At 46.6% G+C, this 15,906-nt stretch carries 21 protein-coding genes and 2 pseudogenes; 22 read left to right on the top strand and 1 reads right to left on the bottom strand.

All coding sequences use genetic code 11. The features are described 5' to 3' along the window. Positions 1 to 91: 91 nt before the first annotated feature. The 18 genes and pseudogenes from N4J56_RS37675 (at position 92) to N4J56_RS37595 (ending at position 11,226) form a co-directional block, all read left to right on the top strand. The gene (locus tag N4J56_RS37675) at positions 92 to 586 is read left to right on the top strand and encodes an MOSC domain-containing protein (RefSeq protein WP_317112056.1); all 495 of its coding nucleotides are present in this window, start codon (positions 92 to 94) and stop codon (positions 584 to 586) included. Between the two features lie 35 nt (positions 587 to 621). Continuing rightward, complete coding sequence (locus N4J56_RS37670) at positions 622 to 1,863, top strand: IS701 family transposase (RefSeq protein ID WP_317104652.1); 1,242 nt, start codon at positions 622 to 624, stop codon at positions 1,861 to 1,863. Positions 1,864 to 1,920: 57 nt separating this feature from the next. Further along, positions 1,921 to 2,262, top strand: a complete 342-nt coding sequence (locus tag N4J56_RS37665) for a 3-alpha domain-containing protein (RefSeq protein ID WP_317112055.1) — start codon at positions 1,921 to 1,923, stop codon at positions 2,260 to 2,262. Positions 2,263 to 2,864: 602 nt separating this feature from the next. Continuing rightward, positions 2,865 to 3,431 carry a DUF2808 domain-containing protein gene (locus N4J56_RS37660; protein WP_317112054.1) on the top strand — a complete coding sequence of 189 codons (567 nt, stop codon included), beginning with the start codon at positions 2,865 to 2,867 and terminating at the stop codon, positions 3,429 to 3,431. A gap of 79 nt (positions 3,432 to 3,510) precedes the next feature. Further along, on the top strand, positions 3,511 to 3,894 hold the full coding sequence (locus tag N4J56_RS37655) for a hypothetical protein (protein ID WP_317112053.1): 384 nt from the start codon (positions 3,511 to 3,513) through the stop codon (positions 3,892 to 3,894). Between the two features lie 282 nt (positions 3,895 to 4,176). Further along, positions 4,177 to 4,757 (top strand): annotated as a pseudogene (locus tag N4J56_RS37650) (protoglobin domain-containing protein). 347 nt (positions 4,758 to 5,104) lie between these two features. Next, a complete protein-coding gene (locus N4J56_RS37645) occupies positions 5,105 to 5,902 on the top strand; it encodes a hypothetical protein (RefSeq protein WP_317112050.1) in 798 nt (265 codons plus the stop codon). A gap of 13 nt (positions 5,903 to 5,915) precedes the next feature. Next, positions 5,916 to 6,281 (top strand): annotated as a pseudogene (locus N4J56_RS41650) (globin family protein); the annotation flags it as partial. A gap of 75 nt (positions 6,282 to 6,356) precedes the next feature. After that, on the top strand, positions 6,357 to 6,608 hold the full coding sequence (locus tag N4J56_RS41645) for a hexameric tyrosine-coordinated heme protein (RefSeq protein ID WP_410500829.1): 252 nt from the start codon (positions 6,357 to 6,359) through the stop codon (positions 6,606 to 6,608). Continuing rightward, a complete protein-coding gene (locus N4J56_RS37635; protein ID WP_317112048.1) occupies positions 6,601 to 6,840 on the top strand; it encodes a hypothetical protein in 240 nt (79 codons plus the stop codon). The genes N4J56_RS41645 and N4J56_RS37635 overlap by 8 nt, the downstream gene beginning before the upstream one ends. 10 nt (positions 6,841 to 6,850) lie before the next feature. After that, entirely contained in the window at positions 6,851 to 7,498 is a 648-nt protein-coding gene (locus N4J56_RS37630) for a hypothetical protein (RefSeq protein WP_317112047.1), read from the top strand. A gap of 60 nt (positions 7,499 to 7,558) precedes the next feature. Beyond that, complete coding sequence (gene nrtS, locus N4J56_RS37625; RefSeq protein WP_106217133.1) at positions 7,559 to 7,807, top strand: nitrate/nitrite transporter NrtS; 249 nt, start codon at positions 7,559 to 7,561, stop codon at positions 7,805 to 7,807. Then, positions 7,758 to 8,477 (top strand): MarR family transcriptional regulator, encoded by a 720-nt coding sequence (locus tag N4J56_RS37620; protein WP_317112046.1) that lies wholly within the window; start codon positions 7,758 to 7,760, stop codon positions 8,475 to 8,477. Before nrtS ends, N4J56_RS37620 begins: the two co-directional genes overlap by 50 nt. Before the next feature lie 9 nt (positions 8,478 to 8,486). Continuing rightward, on the top strand, positions 8,487 to 8,846 hold the full coding sequence (locus tag N4J56_RS37615) for an AraC family transcriptional regulator (protein ID WP_106170034.1): 360 nt from the start codon (positions 8,487 to 8,489) through the stop codon (positions 8,844 to 8,846). 118 nt (positions 8,847 to 8,964) lie between these two features. After that, positions 8,965 to 9,369 carry a GFA family protein gene (locus tag N4J56_RS37610; protein WP_410500828.1) on the top strand — a complete coding sequence of 135 codons (405 nt, stop codon included), beginning with the start codon at positions 8,965 to 8,967 and terminating at the stop codon, positions 9,367 to 9,369. Positions 9,370 to 9,444: 75 nt separating this feature from the next. After that, positions 9,445 to 9,591, top strand: a complete 147-nt coding sequence (locus N4J56_RS37605; RefSeq protein ID WP_317112041.1) for a helix-turn-helix domain-containing protein — start codon at positions 9,445 to 9,447, stop codon at positions 9,589 to 9,591. A gap of 329 nt (positions 9,592 to 9,920) precedes the next feature. Further along, positions 9,921 to 10,484 carry a cupin domain-containing protein gene (locus N4J56_RS37600; protein ID WP_317112039.1) on the top strand — a complete coding sequence of 188 codons (564 nt, stop codon included), beginning with the start codon at positions 9,921 to 9,923 and terminating at the stop codon, positions 10,482 to 10,484. 292 nt (positions 10,485 to 10,776) lie between these two features. Beyond that, positions 10,777 to 11,226, top strand: coding sequence for a cupin domain-containing protein (locus N4J56_RS37595; RefSeq protein ID WP_317112037.1), 450 nt, complete (start codon positions 10,777 to 10,779; stop codon positions 11,224 to 11,226). 149 nt (positions 11,227 to 11,375) lie between these two features. On the opposite strand, the gene N4J56_RS37590 is transcribed toward N4J56_RS37595, so the two are convergent. Then, positions 11,376 to 11,849 (bottom strand): transposase, encoded by a 474-nt coding sequence (locus tag N4J56_RS37590; RefSeq protein WP_317106468.1) that lies wholly within the window; start codon positions 11,847 to 11,849, stop codon positions 11,376 to 11,378. Between the two features lie 907 nt (positions 11,850 to 12,756). On the opposite strand from N4J56_RS37590, the gene N4J56_RS37585 reads away from it, so the two are divergent. From N4J56_RS37585 to N4J56_RS37570, 4 genes are all read left to right on the top strand, one after another. Then, positions 12,757 to 13,017 carry a hypothetical protein gene (locus N4J56_RS37585; RefSeq protein ID WP_106170039.1) on the top strand — a complete coding sequence of 87 codons (261 nt, stop codon included), beginning with the start codon at positions 12,757 to 12,759 and terminating at the stop codon, positions 13,015 to 13,017. A 129-nt stretch (positions 13,018 to 13,146) separates the two neighbouring features. Continuing rightward, positions 13,147 to 13,440 carry a hypothetical protein gene (locus N4J56_RS37580; RefSeq protein ID WP_317112033.1) on the top strand — a complete coding sequence of 98 codons (294 nt, stop codon included), beginning with the start codon at positions 13,147 to 13,149 and terminating at the stop codon, positions 13,438 to 13,440. Between the two features lie 75 nt (positions 13,441 to 13,515). Next, on the top strand, positions 13,516 to 14,271 hold the full coding sequence (locus N4J56_RS37575; RefSeq protein WP_317112031.1) for an SDR family oxidoreductase: 756 nt from the start codon (positions 13,516 to 13,518) through the stop codon (positions 14,269 to 14,271). A 247-nt stretch (positions 14,272 to 14,518) separates the two neighbouring features. After that, positions 14,519 to 15,889: an FAD-binding oxidoreductase gene (locus N4J56_RS37570; protein ID WP_317112029.1), complete on the top strand. Its 1,371-nt coding sequence runs from the start codon at positions 14,519 to 14,521 to the stop codon at positions 15,887 to 15,889. The last annotated feature ends 17 nt before the right edge of the window (positions 15,890 to 15,906 follow it).

The following is a 15,906-nucleotide window of genomic DNA, read 5'->3' as shown; positions in this document are numbered from 1 at the left end:
AAACGTTTATTCAATAATCCGATTGGCTCATCTCATATTCCTCAGTCGAAAATAGGTTGTACCTTATTTGTGTTTTACAAAGGAGGGATAAATGGTCGCCCAGATTCTTTCGATTCAGGTTGGACTACCCAAATTACTTGGTATTGCAAATGCACTAGATCCAATGGATCGTCCCTGGTCTACTGGATTCTTCAAAGAACCGATTCAGGGAAAGACCTGGCTTGGAAGCACCAACTTAGCTGGAGATGGTCAAGCCGATCTCAAACGTCATGGCGGTGTTGAAAAAGCAGTACTGGTGTATGCGGCTAAACACTATCCCTTCTGGCGATCGCGTTTGAATTTGCCCGATCTCTCCTACGGAGCCTTTGGAGAGAACTTTACGGTTGCAGATCAAACTGAAGCATCTGTGTGCATTGGGGATATCTATGACATTGGTGAAGCTCAGGTTCAGGTATCCCAGCCTCGCCAACCGTGCTGGAAATTGTCGCGTCGCTGGCGAATCCGAGATCTAGCATTACAAGTTCAGCGCACTGGACAGACAGGTTGGTATTTCCGCGTGCCATCTCAATATTACAGTTGTAGATAAGCTAAACTAGATTTGTAAGGAAATACAGTTTAGCAATGCTTGATACATCCAACGTGTTTTTAACAGGTGTTGCATTAGAAGCGCTCTCCCAATGGAGCAGTAGATTGAAAGCGTTTCAGCAAAAACTGGGAAAGCACTTCGCTCGTTCTGAAGCACGTCTTGCAGCGTATGACTATATCCAGGCACTACTAAGCCCAGTTGAGCGGAAGAATGGATGGCAAATGGCAGAACAGGTAGGGTATAGCAATCCCTATCGCTTCCAACATTTACTAGGACGGGCGCAGTGGAACGCGGACGCAGTGTGTGCAGAAATTAGAAAGTATGCAGTGGAGCATTTGAAGAGTGAAACAGATATTTTGGCAATTGATGAAACAGGTTTTCTGAAGCAAGGAGAGCAGTCAGTAGGCGTACAGGTGCAGTATTATGGCACAACTGGACATTTGGAGAATTGCCAGGTAGGTGTGTTCATGTCCTACATTAGCGACAAAGGACATACGTTGATCGATCGCCGTTTGTATCTACCGCGCACATGGAGTGAAGATCAAAGCAAACGTAAGAAGGGAGCAGTTCCAAAATCAATCACATTTGCGACTAAACCTCAACTAGCACAACAGATGTTGGAATCAGCTTTTAAAGACGGAATACGTCCCGCCTGGTTTGTTGCTGATGAGGTTTATGGCAACGATGGTTCATTGTGGTGGTGGCTGGAAAAGACTGCTAAACAACCGTATATACTCACGGTCAGCAAGAAGCAGCCTGTAGTTATTGGCTGGCAACGTTATCAAGCCCAAGAACTGTTACCTCAGCCGGACAGCCAGCTGTGGCAACGTCTTAGCTGTGGAGCTGGCAGTAAGGGAGAAAGATACTATGACTGGGCGAAAGTGCCAGTTAATTGTGACAGATCAGATGGTTTTCAACGTTGGTTATTGTTCCGCCGCTCTCTAGAACACCCTGAAGATCCTCGCGTCAGCTACTATCAAGTATTTGCTAAGAGCGATACTACCCTAGAAACGATGGTTCAAATCGCCGGGCAAAGGTGGCGGATTGAGGAGTGCTTTAAATTTGCTAAAGACCAGCTAGGTTTAGGAGAGTACGAAGTTCGTTCCTGGCATGGTTGGCATCGACACATCACCCTCGTCCTGGCTGCTCAAATATTTCTCACCGTCTTACGACACTCTTGTGAGCCTGCTATTCACTCCTCTACCCCCCCTTTACCTCTAGTAACAACTGGCAGTCTAACTGCGTTCAAAGCGGCACGAGGTTTATTGTCCGACTAAGTATCTGGGAGATGAAGCGGTGGGTATCTCGATTCTTGTTTCCCACATTCTGGTGTCTTGAACACGTTTTGCGTTGGTCTTATTGGCGCAGATCTCATCAAGCTACTGCTCGTTACTACCATTACCAAAAGCGAATTCATTCTTCTATTTATCTACAACTGTAATACAGAAGGCGTGGTTGAAGCAGGGATGGAACTTGTATTGCGGGATCGCCCTTTTCCACAGTGGACGATCGCACGGGCAAACCAAATCATGCATCACGATTTGAACAACCAAGAAGCAGCGGCTGAACTGGCAAGCTGTCCCTTTTTAGCACCGAATTGGCAACGCACTTTGCTAAATCGTGCCGCTAAAAATATCAATCCTGATTCTGCCCTTCGACTCTGGGGGGAGAACTAGCAACAACGAGCGTGAAAGTAATGAAGATTGTGAGGAGATTAGAAATGTTCGCGCTTGGTTTGCAGCGGCTCTTCATACTTTCAATGACAAAAAAGCAAAACGCAACAATTGCAAGGCTTTCAGCTTTTGTTTCTAGATAAAAGGGGGATAAGCATCTAGGCAAAGATTCTCTCACGACCCCCTTGACAGACTACTAATGGAAATGTAATTATTTAGGAGTCCTAAATAAATTGCAGCCATAGCTTTTCTCTACTCACCCCCAGGGCAAACGCCTCTAAATTTGCTCCTAGAATATTCGTCGCATATTCAACTTCTCCCAACCCTATGACCAAACTAGTTTTTCTCAATAAACTCCGAATTATTGCAAACACTCTCAACCCATTTTCTTCTTAATAAGCCTTAGTTTGTTGCCATCATTTTCAATAAACCGAGGAAATTTCCACCTTATTGACAAGATGCGTTTGCCCTGGGTTATGAGTCAACTTTAAGGAGCATTTGGAGAAAACAATTGAGTGTTAACCATACCCGACTCTGGGTAGTAACGATCGCTCTAGAAACAATCTTTCACAGTCGTAACAACTTTAAGTTACAAGGAGAAAAATATGATCAAACAGACATCTGCACGTAACATCTTGAGTGCCAAGAGAAATTTGGCAATCGGCGCTATAATCTCTGGTTCCCTTGTCACCTTGCCTGTTATGGCAGTTCAATTAGGCAACGGACAAACCGCCTTTAACTATCCTCCCCGTCTAGTAAAAGCTACAACTAGTTATAGATCTCCACATACGCCTGCAACTTATTATTTCACGTTGGTAATTCCTCAAAACGCTGGAGAGCCTTTAGGGGCAGTTACGATCTCTCAGCGCGAGAATTCCGATACGGTTTCGTTCGATCCCAGTCGCAGTCGTGCTTTTCTCGGTAGCAGATTTGCCAGAGGTTCAGAAATACCTTTAGCGAGCATTGGCGGCGAGCAACCGAACAAACCTGGAGAAGCAACGATCGCGTTCGATCCACCCGTGTTACCTGGCACGACAGTCACAGTTGCCCTCAGAGCCAAGCGCAATCCTAGTGGAGGTATTTATCTATTTGGTGTAACGGTGTTTCCAGCCGGAGAGAAGAGTTCTGGTCAGTTTCTCGGCTACGGTCGCCTACATTTCGGTTCCAGATAAAATCACCGTGTCCCAACTCTGACGCGCTCGGCACTTTTCATCTTCTACTCAGCAGACAAATATAAAGTAGGTAAACAAAATGCTGAAACAAATTTTGACAGGTAGTTTCATACTCACCGTATTTTTGGCAAATAGCGGAGCGACTAGAGCCAATCCTAGAGCAACGCTCTTACTGTCTCAAACGCAGATAGTTCCCTCTACGACTACAACACCTGACACTGCAAATACCAGCCCTAACTCCGATCGAGAGATACCCGACCGCCCTTTGAGTAACCCTGTTCTTGAAGAATCGCAGGTGTCTCCAATACCTAACGATGCGGTGTCTCGCCCTAACCCTAACATTAATGGCGCAGAGACTAGCTTAGATCTGAGAGTTTGTGAAGATATTCCCCTAGCTAGACCGACTGGTGGAGCTACCAGAGAAAGACTTCAAGCCATAGAACAGTGCAATTCTGACAAATAGACTTACTCATGTACCCCAATCTCAATAGTAAATCCAGGGCAAACGCATCTAAATTTGCCAGAGAATATATATAGTGTCTTGGACTTCAACTTACGCTATATCTGGAGAATAAGTTCTCAATAAGCTGCCCTTTAATCAGTTTATTCGCAACAATTGTGGCTATTTGCCCTTTATTGACAAGATGCGTTTGCTTTGTACTCACCTCCTGATCGGCTAATTCTTAAAGCATTCTGTCTGACATCATTTGCATCCACTACTCACTAATTGTAAGGAGATCGATCGATGAACGCGATCGTAGGTTATACCTTTGGAACTGAACAAACAGCTCATTCACCGTTGACGCTCAACGACTTGGAACTACTCAAACAGACCGTTTGTTTACAGACGAAGATGAGAGATATCTGCGAATGGTAGGAGAAGTGTTACAAGACCAAATTGCTGCGGTACTAGATGTTTGGTATGGCTTTGTTGCTGCCAATTCGCATCTTGCGTATTACTTCAGCAATGCAGGGCAGCTAAACTCCGACTACTTGGCTGCTGTTCGCAAACGTTTTGCTCAATGGATTCTAGACACTTGTAATCGACCTTATGACCAGGATTGGTTGAATTACCAGCAGGAAATCGGTCTGCGCCACACTTACGCCAAGAAAAACCAGACCGATCGGGTTGAAGCCGCTCCTCATATTAGGATGCGGTACATGATTACTTTTATCTACCCAATCGCAGCCACCATCAAGCCATTTTTGTCAAACAAGGGACACAGCGCGGAAGACGTTGAAAACATGTATCAAGCCTGGTTCAAATCCATTACTCTACAAGTGACGCTTTGGTGTGCTCCCTATGCCAAAGATGCATATTTCTAATCTGGAGGTACTCATGGAATTTGTCAGTGTTTTTCTAGTTTTCTCACTGTCAGTATTCAGTGTTGTCGTGTTGGCGATGGGATTGTTTTTCTTACAGCTTTGTTGGTCTTGGCATCACGCTTACTTTCGGTAAAGAATTCATCATTAACAATGCTTTCTCAAAGTTGCCTCATTTTTGTCTTTGAGGTTATTTATCGCTAATAGTGAACAATCAACTGCATTTCACAGAATTGTTACCTCTCCACACTACGCAAAGGCATCAACACCGTAACGTCTTAACGGCAGCATAGCATTTTCTAACTACTTCCATTCGCTTCAGCTGCTAATTTATGCAACAGGAGGTTGTGATGAAACGTTTTCTCATTGCTTTACTCGGTATCAGTTTAAGCCTCACGTTGGCACTGTTTTATTCCAGTCTTAAAGCTGATGCCCGTTCTACAACTCAATCTACGGCAGCAACAGTTGCGCAGTCGTCTGCTCAAGTTGTGCCAACTCCAAAGTCACCCGATCTAGAAATTGTAGGCACTAGCGTCCGTTATCTCAAAGATACAGATTTACTTATTTTTGAGCAAACTGTGAAAGGAACGGCTGGTAAAACATTGCCCCAACCTAAGGGTAGCCTTGATGGTGCACCTGTGCTAGGCTATGTCTTTCCAACGACTCTAAAACCCGAAGATGCTGGATTTGGGAAGGTCGAAGGGATTTTGGCACTGGCAGTTACATCTCATCCAGACTTCGATGATACGCCACTGTGGGATGAGAACAACAACTCTAACTATACTGATGACGGCATCATTTTTCATAGTCATTGGGTCGTACTGGTCAAGGACGATCGCGTCCCTGGTAACTTATCGGTCAAACAGTTTGACAAAACCGACAAAACTGTTGTGCTTCCACCTACCAATCCCGGTATGCCAATGTATTTTGATTCTCCTGGTTTCCCTGTTTTGCTAAAAGGTAACAAGCTTAGTGTTTTGGTTCCGGCTCAACGCATTCAATCTAAAACGAAGTTCAAGTTTGATGGTGTTGTTGCTTATATGCAGGTGAATGCCACAAACAAAAATCTCCCTATGGTTGGGGTCTATCAAGCGTACAGCGTTAGTTCAGGGGATTTAAGTCTTCCCTACAGCGTGCAACCTCAGTAACGGAGAAAATTAAATGGCTCTCAATGTTGAATTGCTAGAAAGCAGCTTTGCTCAAATTAAAGTGAATAGCTTAGAGGTGACTAAACAGTTCTACACAGTGCTGTTTACGAACTATCCAGAAGTCCAGCCTTTGTTTGCCAATACTAACATGGAAAAGCAGCGCAAGCAACTGTTTCAATCTCTCGTCTTTACCGTCAATAACCTGGGTAAACCGGATGTCTTAAGCGGTGCGTTGAGAGGCTTGGGGACTCGACACACACAGTACGGTGTATTGCCGCAACACTATCCAATGGTGGGCAGTAGCTTGCTTAAAGCTTTTGAGGTAAGTCTAGGTACAGACTGGACTCCTGACGTGCAACAAGCATGGATAGAGGCGTATGTAGTTGTGACTCAATTAATGCTGAAAGGTGCAGACTATTCACCAGAAAGTTTGATACTAACAGGAGAACAAACAATGGATACGATTGCACTGGTTCCTAACAACTCGTTGATTACCGAAACGCCTGAGGAAGGACGGCAATTAGCCGTGAAACTGGCGCGACTGATTGTCAAGCTGACTCAACCTGATGAAGAAAAGCGCAAACAGCTGCGAGAGGTCTATGGTAACGATGCCATGATGTTGATCGCCATAGGACAAACGGTTGCTACAGAGTTTGCCACGATCGCTGCTGCTAACAACTATTGGAAGGAGTTGGGCAATGCATGACTATTGTTTAGTGGACTGTGATTTTCACCATCGGCTAGAAGCCTTGGCAACGCTGCGACAAACCTGTCGGATTTCCTACTGCACTGTAACTGGAGAAATCGTTGAAGTTCAGGAGCGGATTGTGGATGTGTATGCTGCGAACCGAGCCGATTTTTTGAAGCTCAAAGACGGAACAGAGATTCGGCTCGATCGCCTGATTTCTGTTAATGGCAACCCGACTCGATTTGCTTAGGAGTAGCATTATGGCAATCCAACTCAAGATCGATCGCGTCTTGCAAGGTTCATTTGAACTCAAAGCGCTGAATCTTCTGTTTGTATTTCAAGTCAACTGTCCTGGTTGTTTCATCTACGGTTTTCCCCTCGTCAACAAGTTGTATTGGAAGTATCGTCAGTTGGGCTTGAATGTCCTGGGACTCTCAACAGCTTTTGAGGATTTTGAGTACAACACTGCTGCCAATACAGCGTTGCTTCTGATGGAGATGAAACTGGTTGGAGCAACTCGGCAAGCATTAGGAGAATTTTACTCTCAAACGATCGACATTCCCGTTGCAGTCGATCGAGCTACCACAGGTGCAGCACTCGCAACACCTGAAAACATTAAGGCTTTAACTGAAACGATTCCTGATTTCGATCGCCTGCCCAAATCAGAGCAAGCAGCACTGCGCCAAAAGGTGAACGCTTATTTGCAGCGGTACGCCAAAACATCAGCAACCTTTACATTGAATCATTTACCAGGAACACCGTCCTTTCTTCTAGTTGACCAAAACCTGCAATTACTAGATGGATGGTTTGGGCATATGCCTGAAGCAGCAGTGATTGAGCGCATCGAAACACATCTCCGCATCGTTAAAAGAGTGACCCAGAAACTATGCAAGTCATGTGTTGAATGAACCGAATTATCAGGCTGCAATTGAAGCACTGCAAGCAATCGCTTAAACGAGGATAATGCCATGCTGAAAACGTTGAAGTTTTGCTATACTATCTGGACTGATTCAGCCCTGCGACCCGATGCCTTAAAAGTGGCTCTCGTTGTAGGATCGTTACTCTTCGCGATTAATCATGGCGGTGCTGTGTTACGCGGGGAAATGACCCGTGAACGCTGGTTGATGGGGCTACTCACTTACCTGGTGCCTTATACGGTCAGTATTCATGGACAGAACTCAACGCGATCGCGACACAGAATTAGCCCTTCCCGCTGAAAACCCGAATATTGATGTCAGCGAAAATCCCTTCGATGCCTCAAGCGCGATCGAACAGCACATCTTGATTGGGCTAGAAAAAATTGGGCTAGCGCTGAAAAGTCAATCCTGGCAGGATGCTGGACAACAAGGTTTAACACCGACTCAAGGACAAATCCTGGCGCTTCTGATTGATAAAGGCGATGCTGGAATGCGGTTGTCAGAGGTGGCAAAACATCTTGCAGTTACGGCTGCTACTGCCTCTGATGCGGTTACGTCGCTGGTTGAGAAAGGGTTAGTGCAAAAAACGCGATCGCCTCAAGATGGACGAGCGATCGCCATCACGTTAACCACTCAAGGACAGCAGACCGCAACACAAACAGCGTCCTGGTCTGATTTTCTGCTCAACACCGTGAATGAGCTATCCGAGGAGGAACAAGTCATCTTTCTGCGGGGGCTGACCAAAATGATTCGCAAGCTTCAACAACAGGGACAGATTTCAGTGGCAAGAATGTGTGTTACCTGTCAATTCTTTCAGCCCAATCGGTATCCAGGGTCAGATCGTCCACATCATTGTGCGCTGGTAAATGCACCCTTTGGCGATCGTCATCTTCGTCTCAACTGTGCCGAACACGTTGCAGCCGATCCTGAAACCGCTAAACAAAATTGGAACTTTTATCTTTCAAAGTAGGTATGTTAAATGCTGAAAACAGAATCTGCTACATCCCAGAACAGAGGCTTAACTCGTACACAATTGCAGCAAGCGATCGACTATATTCAAACTCACCTGAATCGAGATTTGTCACTGGCTGAACTAGCAAGTGTCGTCAATATCAGCCCAACTTACTTCGCGAGTTTATTCAAACAGGCGATGGGGATTGCGCCGCATCAGTATGTAATTCAACTGCGGGTGGAACGGGCAAAGTTGATGTTATCGAAAACGGATTTGGCGATCGCAAACATTGCCTTACAAGTCGGCTTCTCCAGTCAAAGTCATTTGACGCAACAGTTTAAGCGAGTCACCGGACTGACACCAAAGCAAGTTCGCCCTTTACCATAAGAATCTGACAAACTGCCCTAAGAATCTAAAAGAAGCTGAGCATTAGAGCGGGTTAACCCCAGATAGGTAGGAAAAGGACTTAGACACAATGAGAAAACGACTGGTTAATCTACAATCCATGAAGAAAACATACATAGGAAGTTGCCACTGCGGAGCAGTGCGGTTTGAGGCTGATATTGATTTAAGTGCTGGAACGAACAAATGCAACTGTTCTATCTGTACCAAAACCAGAAACTGGAACGTAATCATCAAGCCTGATGCGTTTCGGCTAATGGCAGGAGAAGACTCGCTGAGCGACTATCAATTCGGCAGAAAGACAATGCACCATCTGTTTTGTCGGTATTGTGGAGTGCGATCGTTTGCACAAGGATATGCTCAGGTGATCGGTGGTGATTATGTGGGAGTTCAACTTACTACGTTAGACAACGTAGATCCGCAGGAGTTGATCTCAGCATCGATTCGATATGCGGACGGACGCAATAACCATTGGGAAGTGGCACCGGACGAAATCTGGCATCTCTAGTAGTCAGGTATTTTATGGAAAGCTGTCTTTTACTAAGGATAGTGGATTTAATAACTCCGGATTCTTGCATAGGATATGTTATCGCAGCGTAACGCATCATCTTCGGATTTAGCGATCGCAGACATTGCCGTACAAGTCGGCTTCTCCAGTCAAAGTTGTTTGACGCAACAGTTTAAGCGAATCACCGGACTGACACCCAAGCAAATTCGCCCTTTACCATAAGAATCTGACAAATTGTTGTAAGAATCCGAAAGACGTTGAACATTGGAACTTAGTACACTTTAGGTACAAAGAATCAGAAGCATCCTATACAAACTTCCCCGCATAGTAATATACAACTGCGAAAGACAAGCCTTTGCCACTCATCTAGCACAGATTGGAAAGGATATCCATACCTTGGGTAGACCTATGTGCTGAAAATGCAGTCGTTGAATGTTCTTAGGCATCTATTGAATTCAGGCAAACAACGCAACGACTGAGTTGCAAGACTTAAATTTCACCACAAAACCAATTGCGATCGCGATAGTCGCATTAATATCAGAGGTCAAATCATGAAACAGTCAGCAGATTTCTTCGTTCGTAGCGCGGTCACGGAGACTACTCGGTCATACATGGGCAGTCTCATGACTTTTCTCGTGACATCCGCCGAGACCGAAAACCGCTTCGTCCTTCTGGAGCTTCGGATGAAACCGGGAAATGAGCCGCCGCCCCATCTTCACTATAACCAGGATGAGGTGTATTACATTCTAGAAGGCGAACTGGAGGTGTACTGCATGGGCGAAGTCCGGACAGTGCGGGCAGGCGAAACGATTTTCCTCCCTCGGAACCAGGCGCACGCGTTCTACTACCTGTCGCCCACCCTCCGATTCCTCGCTCTGTTGCAACCAGGCGGTCCAGACGGGTACGGTCTGGACGGGTACTTTGAAGCGATGTCGAGTCCGTCCACCAGCATGGAACTACCTGCGAACGCAACTACATACGCGCTCTCCGATCCAGCCCCCGCCATTGCGCTGGCAGCCAAGTACGGAGTCAAGATGCTGACCCCGAAAGAAACGGTGGAACTATTGCCCCACTACCCTGGCTTCGGGGTACCGCGAAAGAGCCGGAGTCATTAACCAACAAAGGGATCGCAGACAGGAAAGATTTTTTTCTATCTATAGCTCTATAAGCTTGAGCGGTTCACTACCCGCTTTCAGGTAGTTTTGTAAGCTAGATCGGTACGGGAACAGGGCTTTTGTGCTGCATATCATCACTAAATATAGAGCAATGTTCAACTCAGACATCGCCGTCCACAACCCAATGACAAGTTTTTCTTGAGGCAGTCAGTCAGACACTTTAAAATCAAGCGCGTGTCATAGCTGCATAAATTGGCAGAAGTTTCTGCAACAGAATTAATCATTAAGGAGAATGATGGAACAAGTTCAATCGGCATCACTAAAAGCATACAAGCGCACCTTTGCGCTCGACTCGGCTATGTTTTACATGGGAAGTCTCATGTCCTTCCTTGCCAAAGGTGAGGACACTGGGGGGCGCTTTGCCTTGATGGAGTACCAGGCGAAACCTGGCAATGAGCCGCCTCCTCATGTTCATGACTGGGAGCATGAGTTGTATTACGTGCTTGAGGGCGAGATGGAATTCTACTGCGAAGACAAGGTTTTAGTGGCACATGCAGGGGAAACAATTTTCTTACCTCAAGGCAAGCCGCACGCTTTTTATATCCGCTCCCCGCACCTCCGAACATTGATCCTGGTTCAAGCGGTGAGTGAACACGCGGTTGGGCTGGATCGCTACTTCATCGAAATGGCTGAACTCAGATCTTGCAGCATTCTCGATAAGCAAGAATGGGTAAAGGTTTGAGGATAATTTCAAAATCGAATTGTGCAGCAATGTCAGCATTGACTCGGATGAACCGCAGCAATTGTAACCACAGAACCGAGGGAAACAGTACAGTTAATGCCAAATCACTGGCAGCTTTCCAATCCAGGACAGGAGGTAGTGACCATTGGTCAATCCAATGCGCCAATAGATAGGCAATTAGCGCTCTTGATGAGCCAGCGATAGACACCAAGTTTCGTAGTTTGCCCAAAGCGATGCAGCCCAAAACGATGTTTGCTCGTTTTGAAAAAGCCCTCAATGCAAGAGCGCTTACGTCCTAGCCGCACCAGATAAATGCCAGAGTAAGGATGGGTAGAAACGACAAAGCGCAGTTCTCGCTTGCCTTCGGCTCGTTTGAGCCAGAACCAGGACACCGTCAGTGGCTGTGTGTCTCCCGCTAAATACACCTGTTGTCCACGGTTGGCATGGCGATACAGTTGCTTTAGATGACGACCGTCCTGCATTTTGCGATTGCAGCGCATCCCCACGACTGCTCGCCACGACTGCTTTCGCACTGCTTTGAGAAACTCTACGGTGCCAAACTCCGTATCTGCCTGTACAATGACCACCCTGCCCTGACTCAACTGGGTTGGAACCGTTGCCAACAACTTGCAGGCTAATTGTACTGGGCGCTTGATAGCCTTTGCCCCGCCAGACCCGAAAGCTCCAAGGCACTCGCCACTCACCCACCACCAGGTACAATACTACTAAATGTAATCCCCGCTTACCGTTAAGTATTCTCACCCAGGGGTCAGGTGCCTTGGGGTCATTCGTCGGCGTACTCAACTGCAAAAACTTGCCGCACTTTTCGAATGTCGTTAGATCGATCAACACTCGCAAAGGAGTGCTTGGATGAGGGGGATGAGCGGTCACTTGCTGCAACACCATTTGACGAGTCGTGCGAATCACGCTACGAGTAGACCAATTGTAGTGATTCAAAAATCGACTCAATGAAGAAGCGGATTTCACCTGGGTGTGCTGGGGTAAAGGATATCCTTGAGCTTCAAGAAACAGCCCGAACAGGGCGTTTAGACTGGCTTTCTGGTATGTGCTAGGCATTAAGCAAAGAAGGCTATAGACTAGCCCTTGGGCGTATTCGACGATGGTTTCCATAATCGTCAACTCAAATTATTCCTACGCCCTTTCTTCCAGATTTTGGCTCTTTTGGCAACCCTTTATTGAGAATGGTGCAAGATCTCAGTGAACCTGCAACAAGCATGAGCCTTCCCACTGAGGCAATCACCTATATGACGGACGATCCTAGCCATGCCATCCGCCTGGGTGCTGTAAACGGTATTCGTTTCCTGTCGCCGGAAGAAACGGCGGAACTATTGCCTCACTACCCTGGCTTCGGGGTACCGCGAAAGAGCCAGAGTCATTAACCAAGAAAGGGATCGCAGACAGGAAAGATTTCTTTCTATCTATAGCCGTATTAGAAATTTGAATAAGGTTAGTTACTAGAGATAAGCCAGCTTTTATTGTGTGTTGTTTACCAGGAAGGAAAACAAAACGATGAATCTCAATTCATACATACAAGATTTTGGTGTTCGACCTCAAAAGCAGAATCTGGAGTGGTCAAACCAGTCTCACCTCAAATCGTCGCAGCAGGAGTTCCAGGCTGATACTTGGGTACACCTTTTGGAACTTCCCAGTACCTTTAGTTTTGACGAGGCACTACTACTTTGTCAAATATCAGAGGATCGGTGGGCAGCGTGGATTCCCGAGCATGGTGAAGCGGTGCTACACACCCGTCAATTTTGCGCTCGCTTTTAGATGACTTAGGTACAACTCGAGTTTTGAACTATGTTAACCGCAACCCAAACCAGTGAATTTTGCTCTACAGATCTCGACAAAGAGGTTGTTTATTTGCTCAATTATGCAAGAACTAAGCTACTAACCAAGATGCCACGACAGCTAAAAATGACATCCTACCTGCGACTCTGTTGCCTCGCCATTCGCAAGCTGCACCAGAAGCCGGGATTAGCAGGCAAGCCTAGCCTAAACGAGGTATTTGATGATTCCTATTCGCATTTACTGCAAGCACTTTGTAATTACAATCCTGAATGGTGGAGGCGTTGCTGGAGCAGCGATCGCGGTATCCTTAAATCTGACAATCCAACGCTCGACAAACTACTACAACCGCTAGAGTATTTCGTCGAAATCTACCTAGAGACTCATATCACCAATTGTGACTGAGCATAAAAATCTGGCGCTTCTGAGCAAATGAATAGTACTCTTTCCATAATTTTTCAACTACAAAAGGAGAAAACGATGAAACTTGAAAATAAAGTGGCTTTGATTACGGGAGCAACTTCGGGAATTGGCAGAGCAACTGCGATCGCATTCGGTAAGGCTGGAGCAAAAGTAGTGTTCTCAGGACGACGCGAACCAGAAGGTAAAGTAACGGAAGCTCAGCTACGAAATGCTGGCATTGACTGTTTATTTGTGCGATCTGATGTCTCGAACGAAACCGAGATAAAAGCGCTTGTGCAAACCACAGTCGAGAAGTTTGGGAAGCTCGATTATGCCTTCAATAACGCGAGCATAGAGGCACTTCCAAAACCCCTGCACGAGCAATCGATCAAAGACTTTGACGAACTGATGGCGATTAACACACGGGGGCTGTTCTTGTGCATGAAATATGAAATTCAGCAAATGCTGACTCAAGGCGCTGGGGCGATCGTCAATACCTCCTCGTTAGGAGGGTTAATTGCGTTTCCAGGGGCATCTCCCTATGTCGCGAGTAAACATGCAGTCATGGGACTGACACGAGCGGCAGCGTTGGACTATGCCAAGCAGGGCATTCGGATTAATGCGGTTACCCCCGGTGCTACTGCGACTGAGATGCTCGATCGTAGCCTCGATCGGATGGGCATCACGGCTGATGATTTCGCATCTACAGTTCCGATGGGGCGCATAGGACAAGTAGAAGAAATTGCTCAAGCTGTCGTCTTTCTTTGCTCCGATGCTGCCAGCTACATCACCGGACAACCGTTGGTTATCGATGGTGGATTTACAGTGAGTTGATCGAAACCTTGAGCAGTTTAACGATTAACTCCAAAGAAGGTATTTAAATATGACAATCACCAAGGAAGCAAAAAGCTTAGTATGCCCTGGGAGCAGGAGTACGGGTATTCTCAGGCGGTGAAAGTTGGGGATACCAAGAAGCAACTCATCGAAGTCTGTATTCTGGAGCCATCAACCCTTTGAGAAATAAGAAAGATAACTAGAACATCGTTGAGTGACTCAACTTACAACATGGAGAGAAGAAACGATGACAATTACGCCTAGTAAGAATAAAACGTTGTTTGATTATCTCGCAGCACTGCTCACAGGACAGCTTATTTTGCCGGATGATGCTGCCTACGAATCGGTGCGCCAACTCTGGAATGGCAGGGTGAAGACCCGCCCTGCTGCGATCGCTCGTTGTTTAACTGTAGAAGATGTTATTCATACGGTTCGCTGGACGCGAGAACATGGATTACCACTTTCGGTTCGAGGCGCAGGACACGAAATTTTTGGGCGATCGCTGCGTGAGAATGGCGTAGCGATCGATCTATCTCAGATGAAAACTATTACCGTTGATCCAGTTGCACACACAGCCCAAGTTCAAAGTGGAGCAACGGCTGGCGAACTGATCGGAGCAGCAGAAAAACACGGATTAGCGACGACTACAGGAACCGTCTCTAGCGTTGGTATGACAGGACTGACTTTAGGAGGAGGCTATGGCTCACTGATCGGGGCTTACGGACTAGCTGCCGATAACCTGCTATCCGCACAGGTCGTAACCGCCGACGGACGACTTATCACCGCAAGTGCCGAAGAGCATTCAGACTTGCTTTGGGGACTGCGGGGTGGTGGAGGTAACTTTGGCGTTGTTGTTTCCCTGGAGTATCGTCTGCATCCACTCACGACCGTGCTATCGGGTTTACTGCTATATCCTCTGGAGCAAGCTAGAACTGTGCTAAGCAAGTTTAACGAGTTTATCACCACTGCACCCGATGAATTAACCATCCGGTCTGGATTTCTTCAAACACCCGATGGCGCAACGGCTCTGTTTCTCTCACCCACCTATTGTGGTGCGATCGCAGCAGGTGAACAGATCGTTGCACCCCTGCGTACTTTTGGCAATCTATTAGTCGATCAGGTACAACCCATTACATATAATGACCTGATTCATCAGTTGGATGTGTTTACCCCAGCAGGTCGCCACTACTACCTTCAAACTCGCTCGCTAGCTGGTTTGCAGACTGAGACGATTGAGGTACTGATCGAACAAGGATTGCCCCTTCCTTCCCCGTTTTCGACAATCAACATTCATCACTTTCATGGAGTCGCGAGTCGTGTGGGTGTATCCGAAACTACTTTTGCGCTGCGTCAGGATCACCTCATGATTGAGATAATCGCCGCCTGGGAACCCCAGTCTCCCGACGAAGAGCAACGGCATCTCCAATGGGCGCAGCACATCTCACGCTCCCTTGCACCCTATGCCTTCAAAGGGGGATATATCAATCTCCTGGATCGGGAAGAGCAGGAACGTGTTCCGTTCGCTTTCGGGTCGAACTATGAGCGCTTGCTCGGCCTCAAGCGGAGATATGACCCAGATGACGTCTTTCATTCGACGATCGGACATCTTACGCCCTAATTATTAGGAGCAATTTC

The organism is Chroococcidiopsis sp. SAG 2025 (assembly GCF_032860985.1).
In the GTDB taxonomy this organism is placed as follows: domain Bacteria; phylum Cyanobacteriota; class Cyanobacteriia; order Cyanobacteriales; family Chroococcidiopsidaceae; genus Chroococcidiopsis.
This window is presented reverse-complemented; position numbering and strand designations above follow the sequence as displayed.

What these genes read in the sequence shown, in the direction of transcription:
- N4J56_RS37610 (WP_410500828.1), top strand. Translation starts at nt 8,965, where the DNA reads ATGAAGAAAACATACATAGGAAGTTGCCACTGCGGAGCAGTGCGGTTT.
- N4J56_RS37595 (WP_317112037.1), top strand. Translation starts at nt 10,777, where the DNA reads ATGATGGAACAAGTTCAATCGGCATCACTAAAAGCATACAAGCGCACC.
- N4J56_RS37615 (WP_106170034.1), top strand. Translation starts at nt 8,487, where the DNA reads ATGCTGAAAACAGAATCTGCTACATCCCAGAACAGAGGCTTAACTCGT.
- N4J56_RS37600 (WP_317112039.1), top strand. Translation starts at nt 9,921, where the DNA reads ATGAAACAGTCAGCAGATTTCTTCGTTCGTAGCGCGGTCACGGAGACT.
- N4J56_RS37585 (WP_106170039.1), top strand. Translation starts at nt 12,757, where the DNA reads ATGAATCTCAATTCATACATACAAGATTTTGGTGTTCGACCTCAAAAG.
- N4J56_RS41645 (WP_410500829.1), top strand. Translation starts at nt 6,357, where the DNA reads ATGGATACGATTGCACTGGTTCCTAACAACTCGTTGATTACCGAAACG.
- N4J56_RS37655 (WP_317112053.1), top strand. Translation starts at nt 3,511, where the DNA reads ATGCTGAAACAAATTTTGACAGGTAGTTTCATACTCACCGTATTTTTG.
- N4J56_RS37570 (WP_317112029.1), top strand. Translation starts at nt 14,519, where the DNA reads ATGACAATTACGCCTAGTAAGAATAAAACGTTGTTTGATTATCTCGCA.
- N4J56_RS37645 (WP_317112050.1), top strand. Translation starts at nt 5,105, where the DNA reads ATGAAACGTTTTCTCATTGCTTTACTCGGTATCAGTTTAAGCCTCACG.
- N4J56_RS37670 (WP_317104652.1), top strand. Translation starts at nt 622, where the DNA reads ATGCTTGATACATCCAACGTGTTTTTAACAGGTGTTGCATTAGAAGCG.
- N4J56_RS37575 (WP_317112031.1), top strand. Translation starts at nt 13,516, where the DNA reads ATGAAACTTGAAAATAAAGTGGCTTTGATTACGGGAGCAACTTCGGGA.
- N4J56_RS37580 (WP_317112033.1), top strand. Translation starts at nt 13,147, where the DNA reads ATGCCACGACAGCTAAAAATGACATCCTACCTGCGACTCTGTTGCCTC.
- N4J56_RS37635 (WP_317112048.1), top strand. Translation starts at nt 6,601, where the DNA reads ATGCATGACTATTGTTTAGTGGACTGTGATTTTCACCATCGGCTAGAA.
- N4J56_RS37675 (WP_317112056.1), top strand. Translation starts at nt 92, where the DNA reads ATGGTCGCCCAGATTCTTTCGATTCAGGTTGGACTACCCAAATTACTT.
- N4J56_RS37630 (WP_317112047.1), top strand. Translation starts at nt 6,851, where the DNA reads ATGGCAATCCAACTCAAGATCGATCGCGTCTTGCAAGGTTCATTTGAA.
- nrtS (WP_106217133.1), top strand. Translation starts at nt 7,559, where the DNA reads ATGCTGAAAACGTTGAAGTTTTGCTATACTATCTGGACTGATTCAGCC.
- N4J56_RS37620 (WP_317112046.1), top strand. Translation starts at nt 7,758, where the DNA reads ATGGACAGAACTCAACGCGATCGCGACACAGAATTAGCCCTTCCCGCT.
- N4J56_RS37605 (WP_317112041.1), top strand. Translation starts at nt 9,445, where the DNA reads ATGTTATCGCAGCGTAACGCATCATCTTCGGATTTAGCGATCGCAGAC.
- N4J56_RS37660 (WP_317112054.1), top strand. Translation starts at nt 2,865, where the DNA reads ATGATCAAACAGACATCTGCACGTAACATCTTGAGTGCCAAGAGAAAT.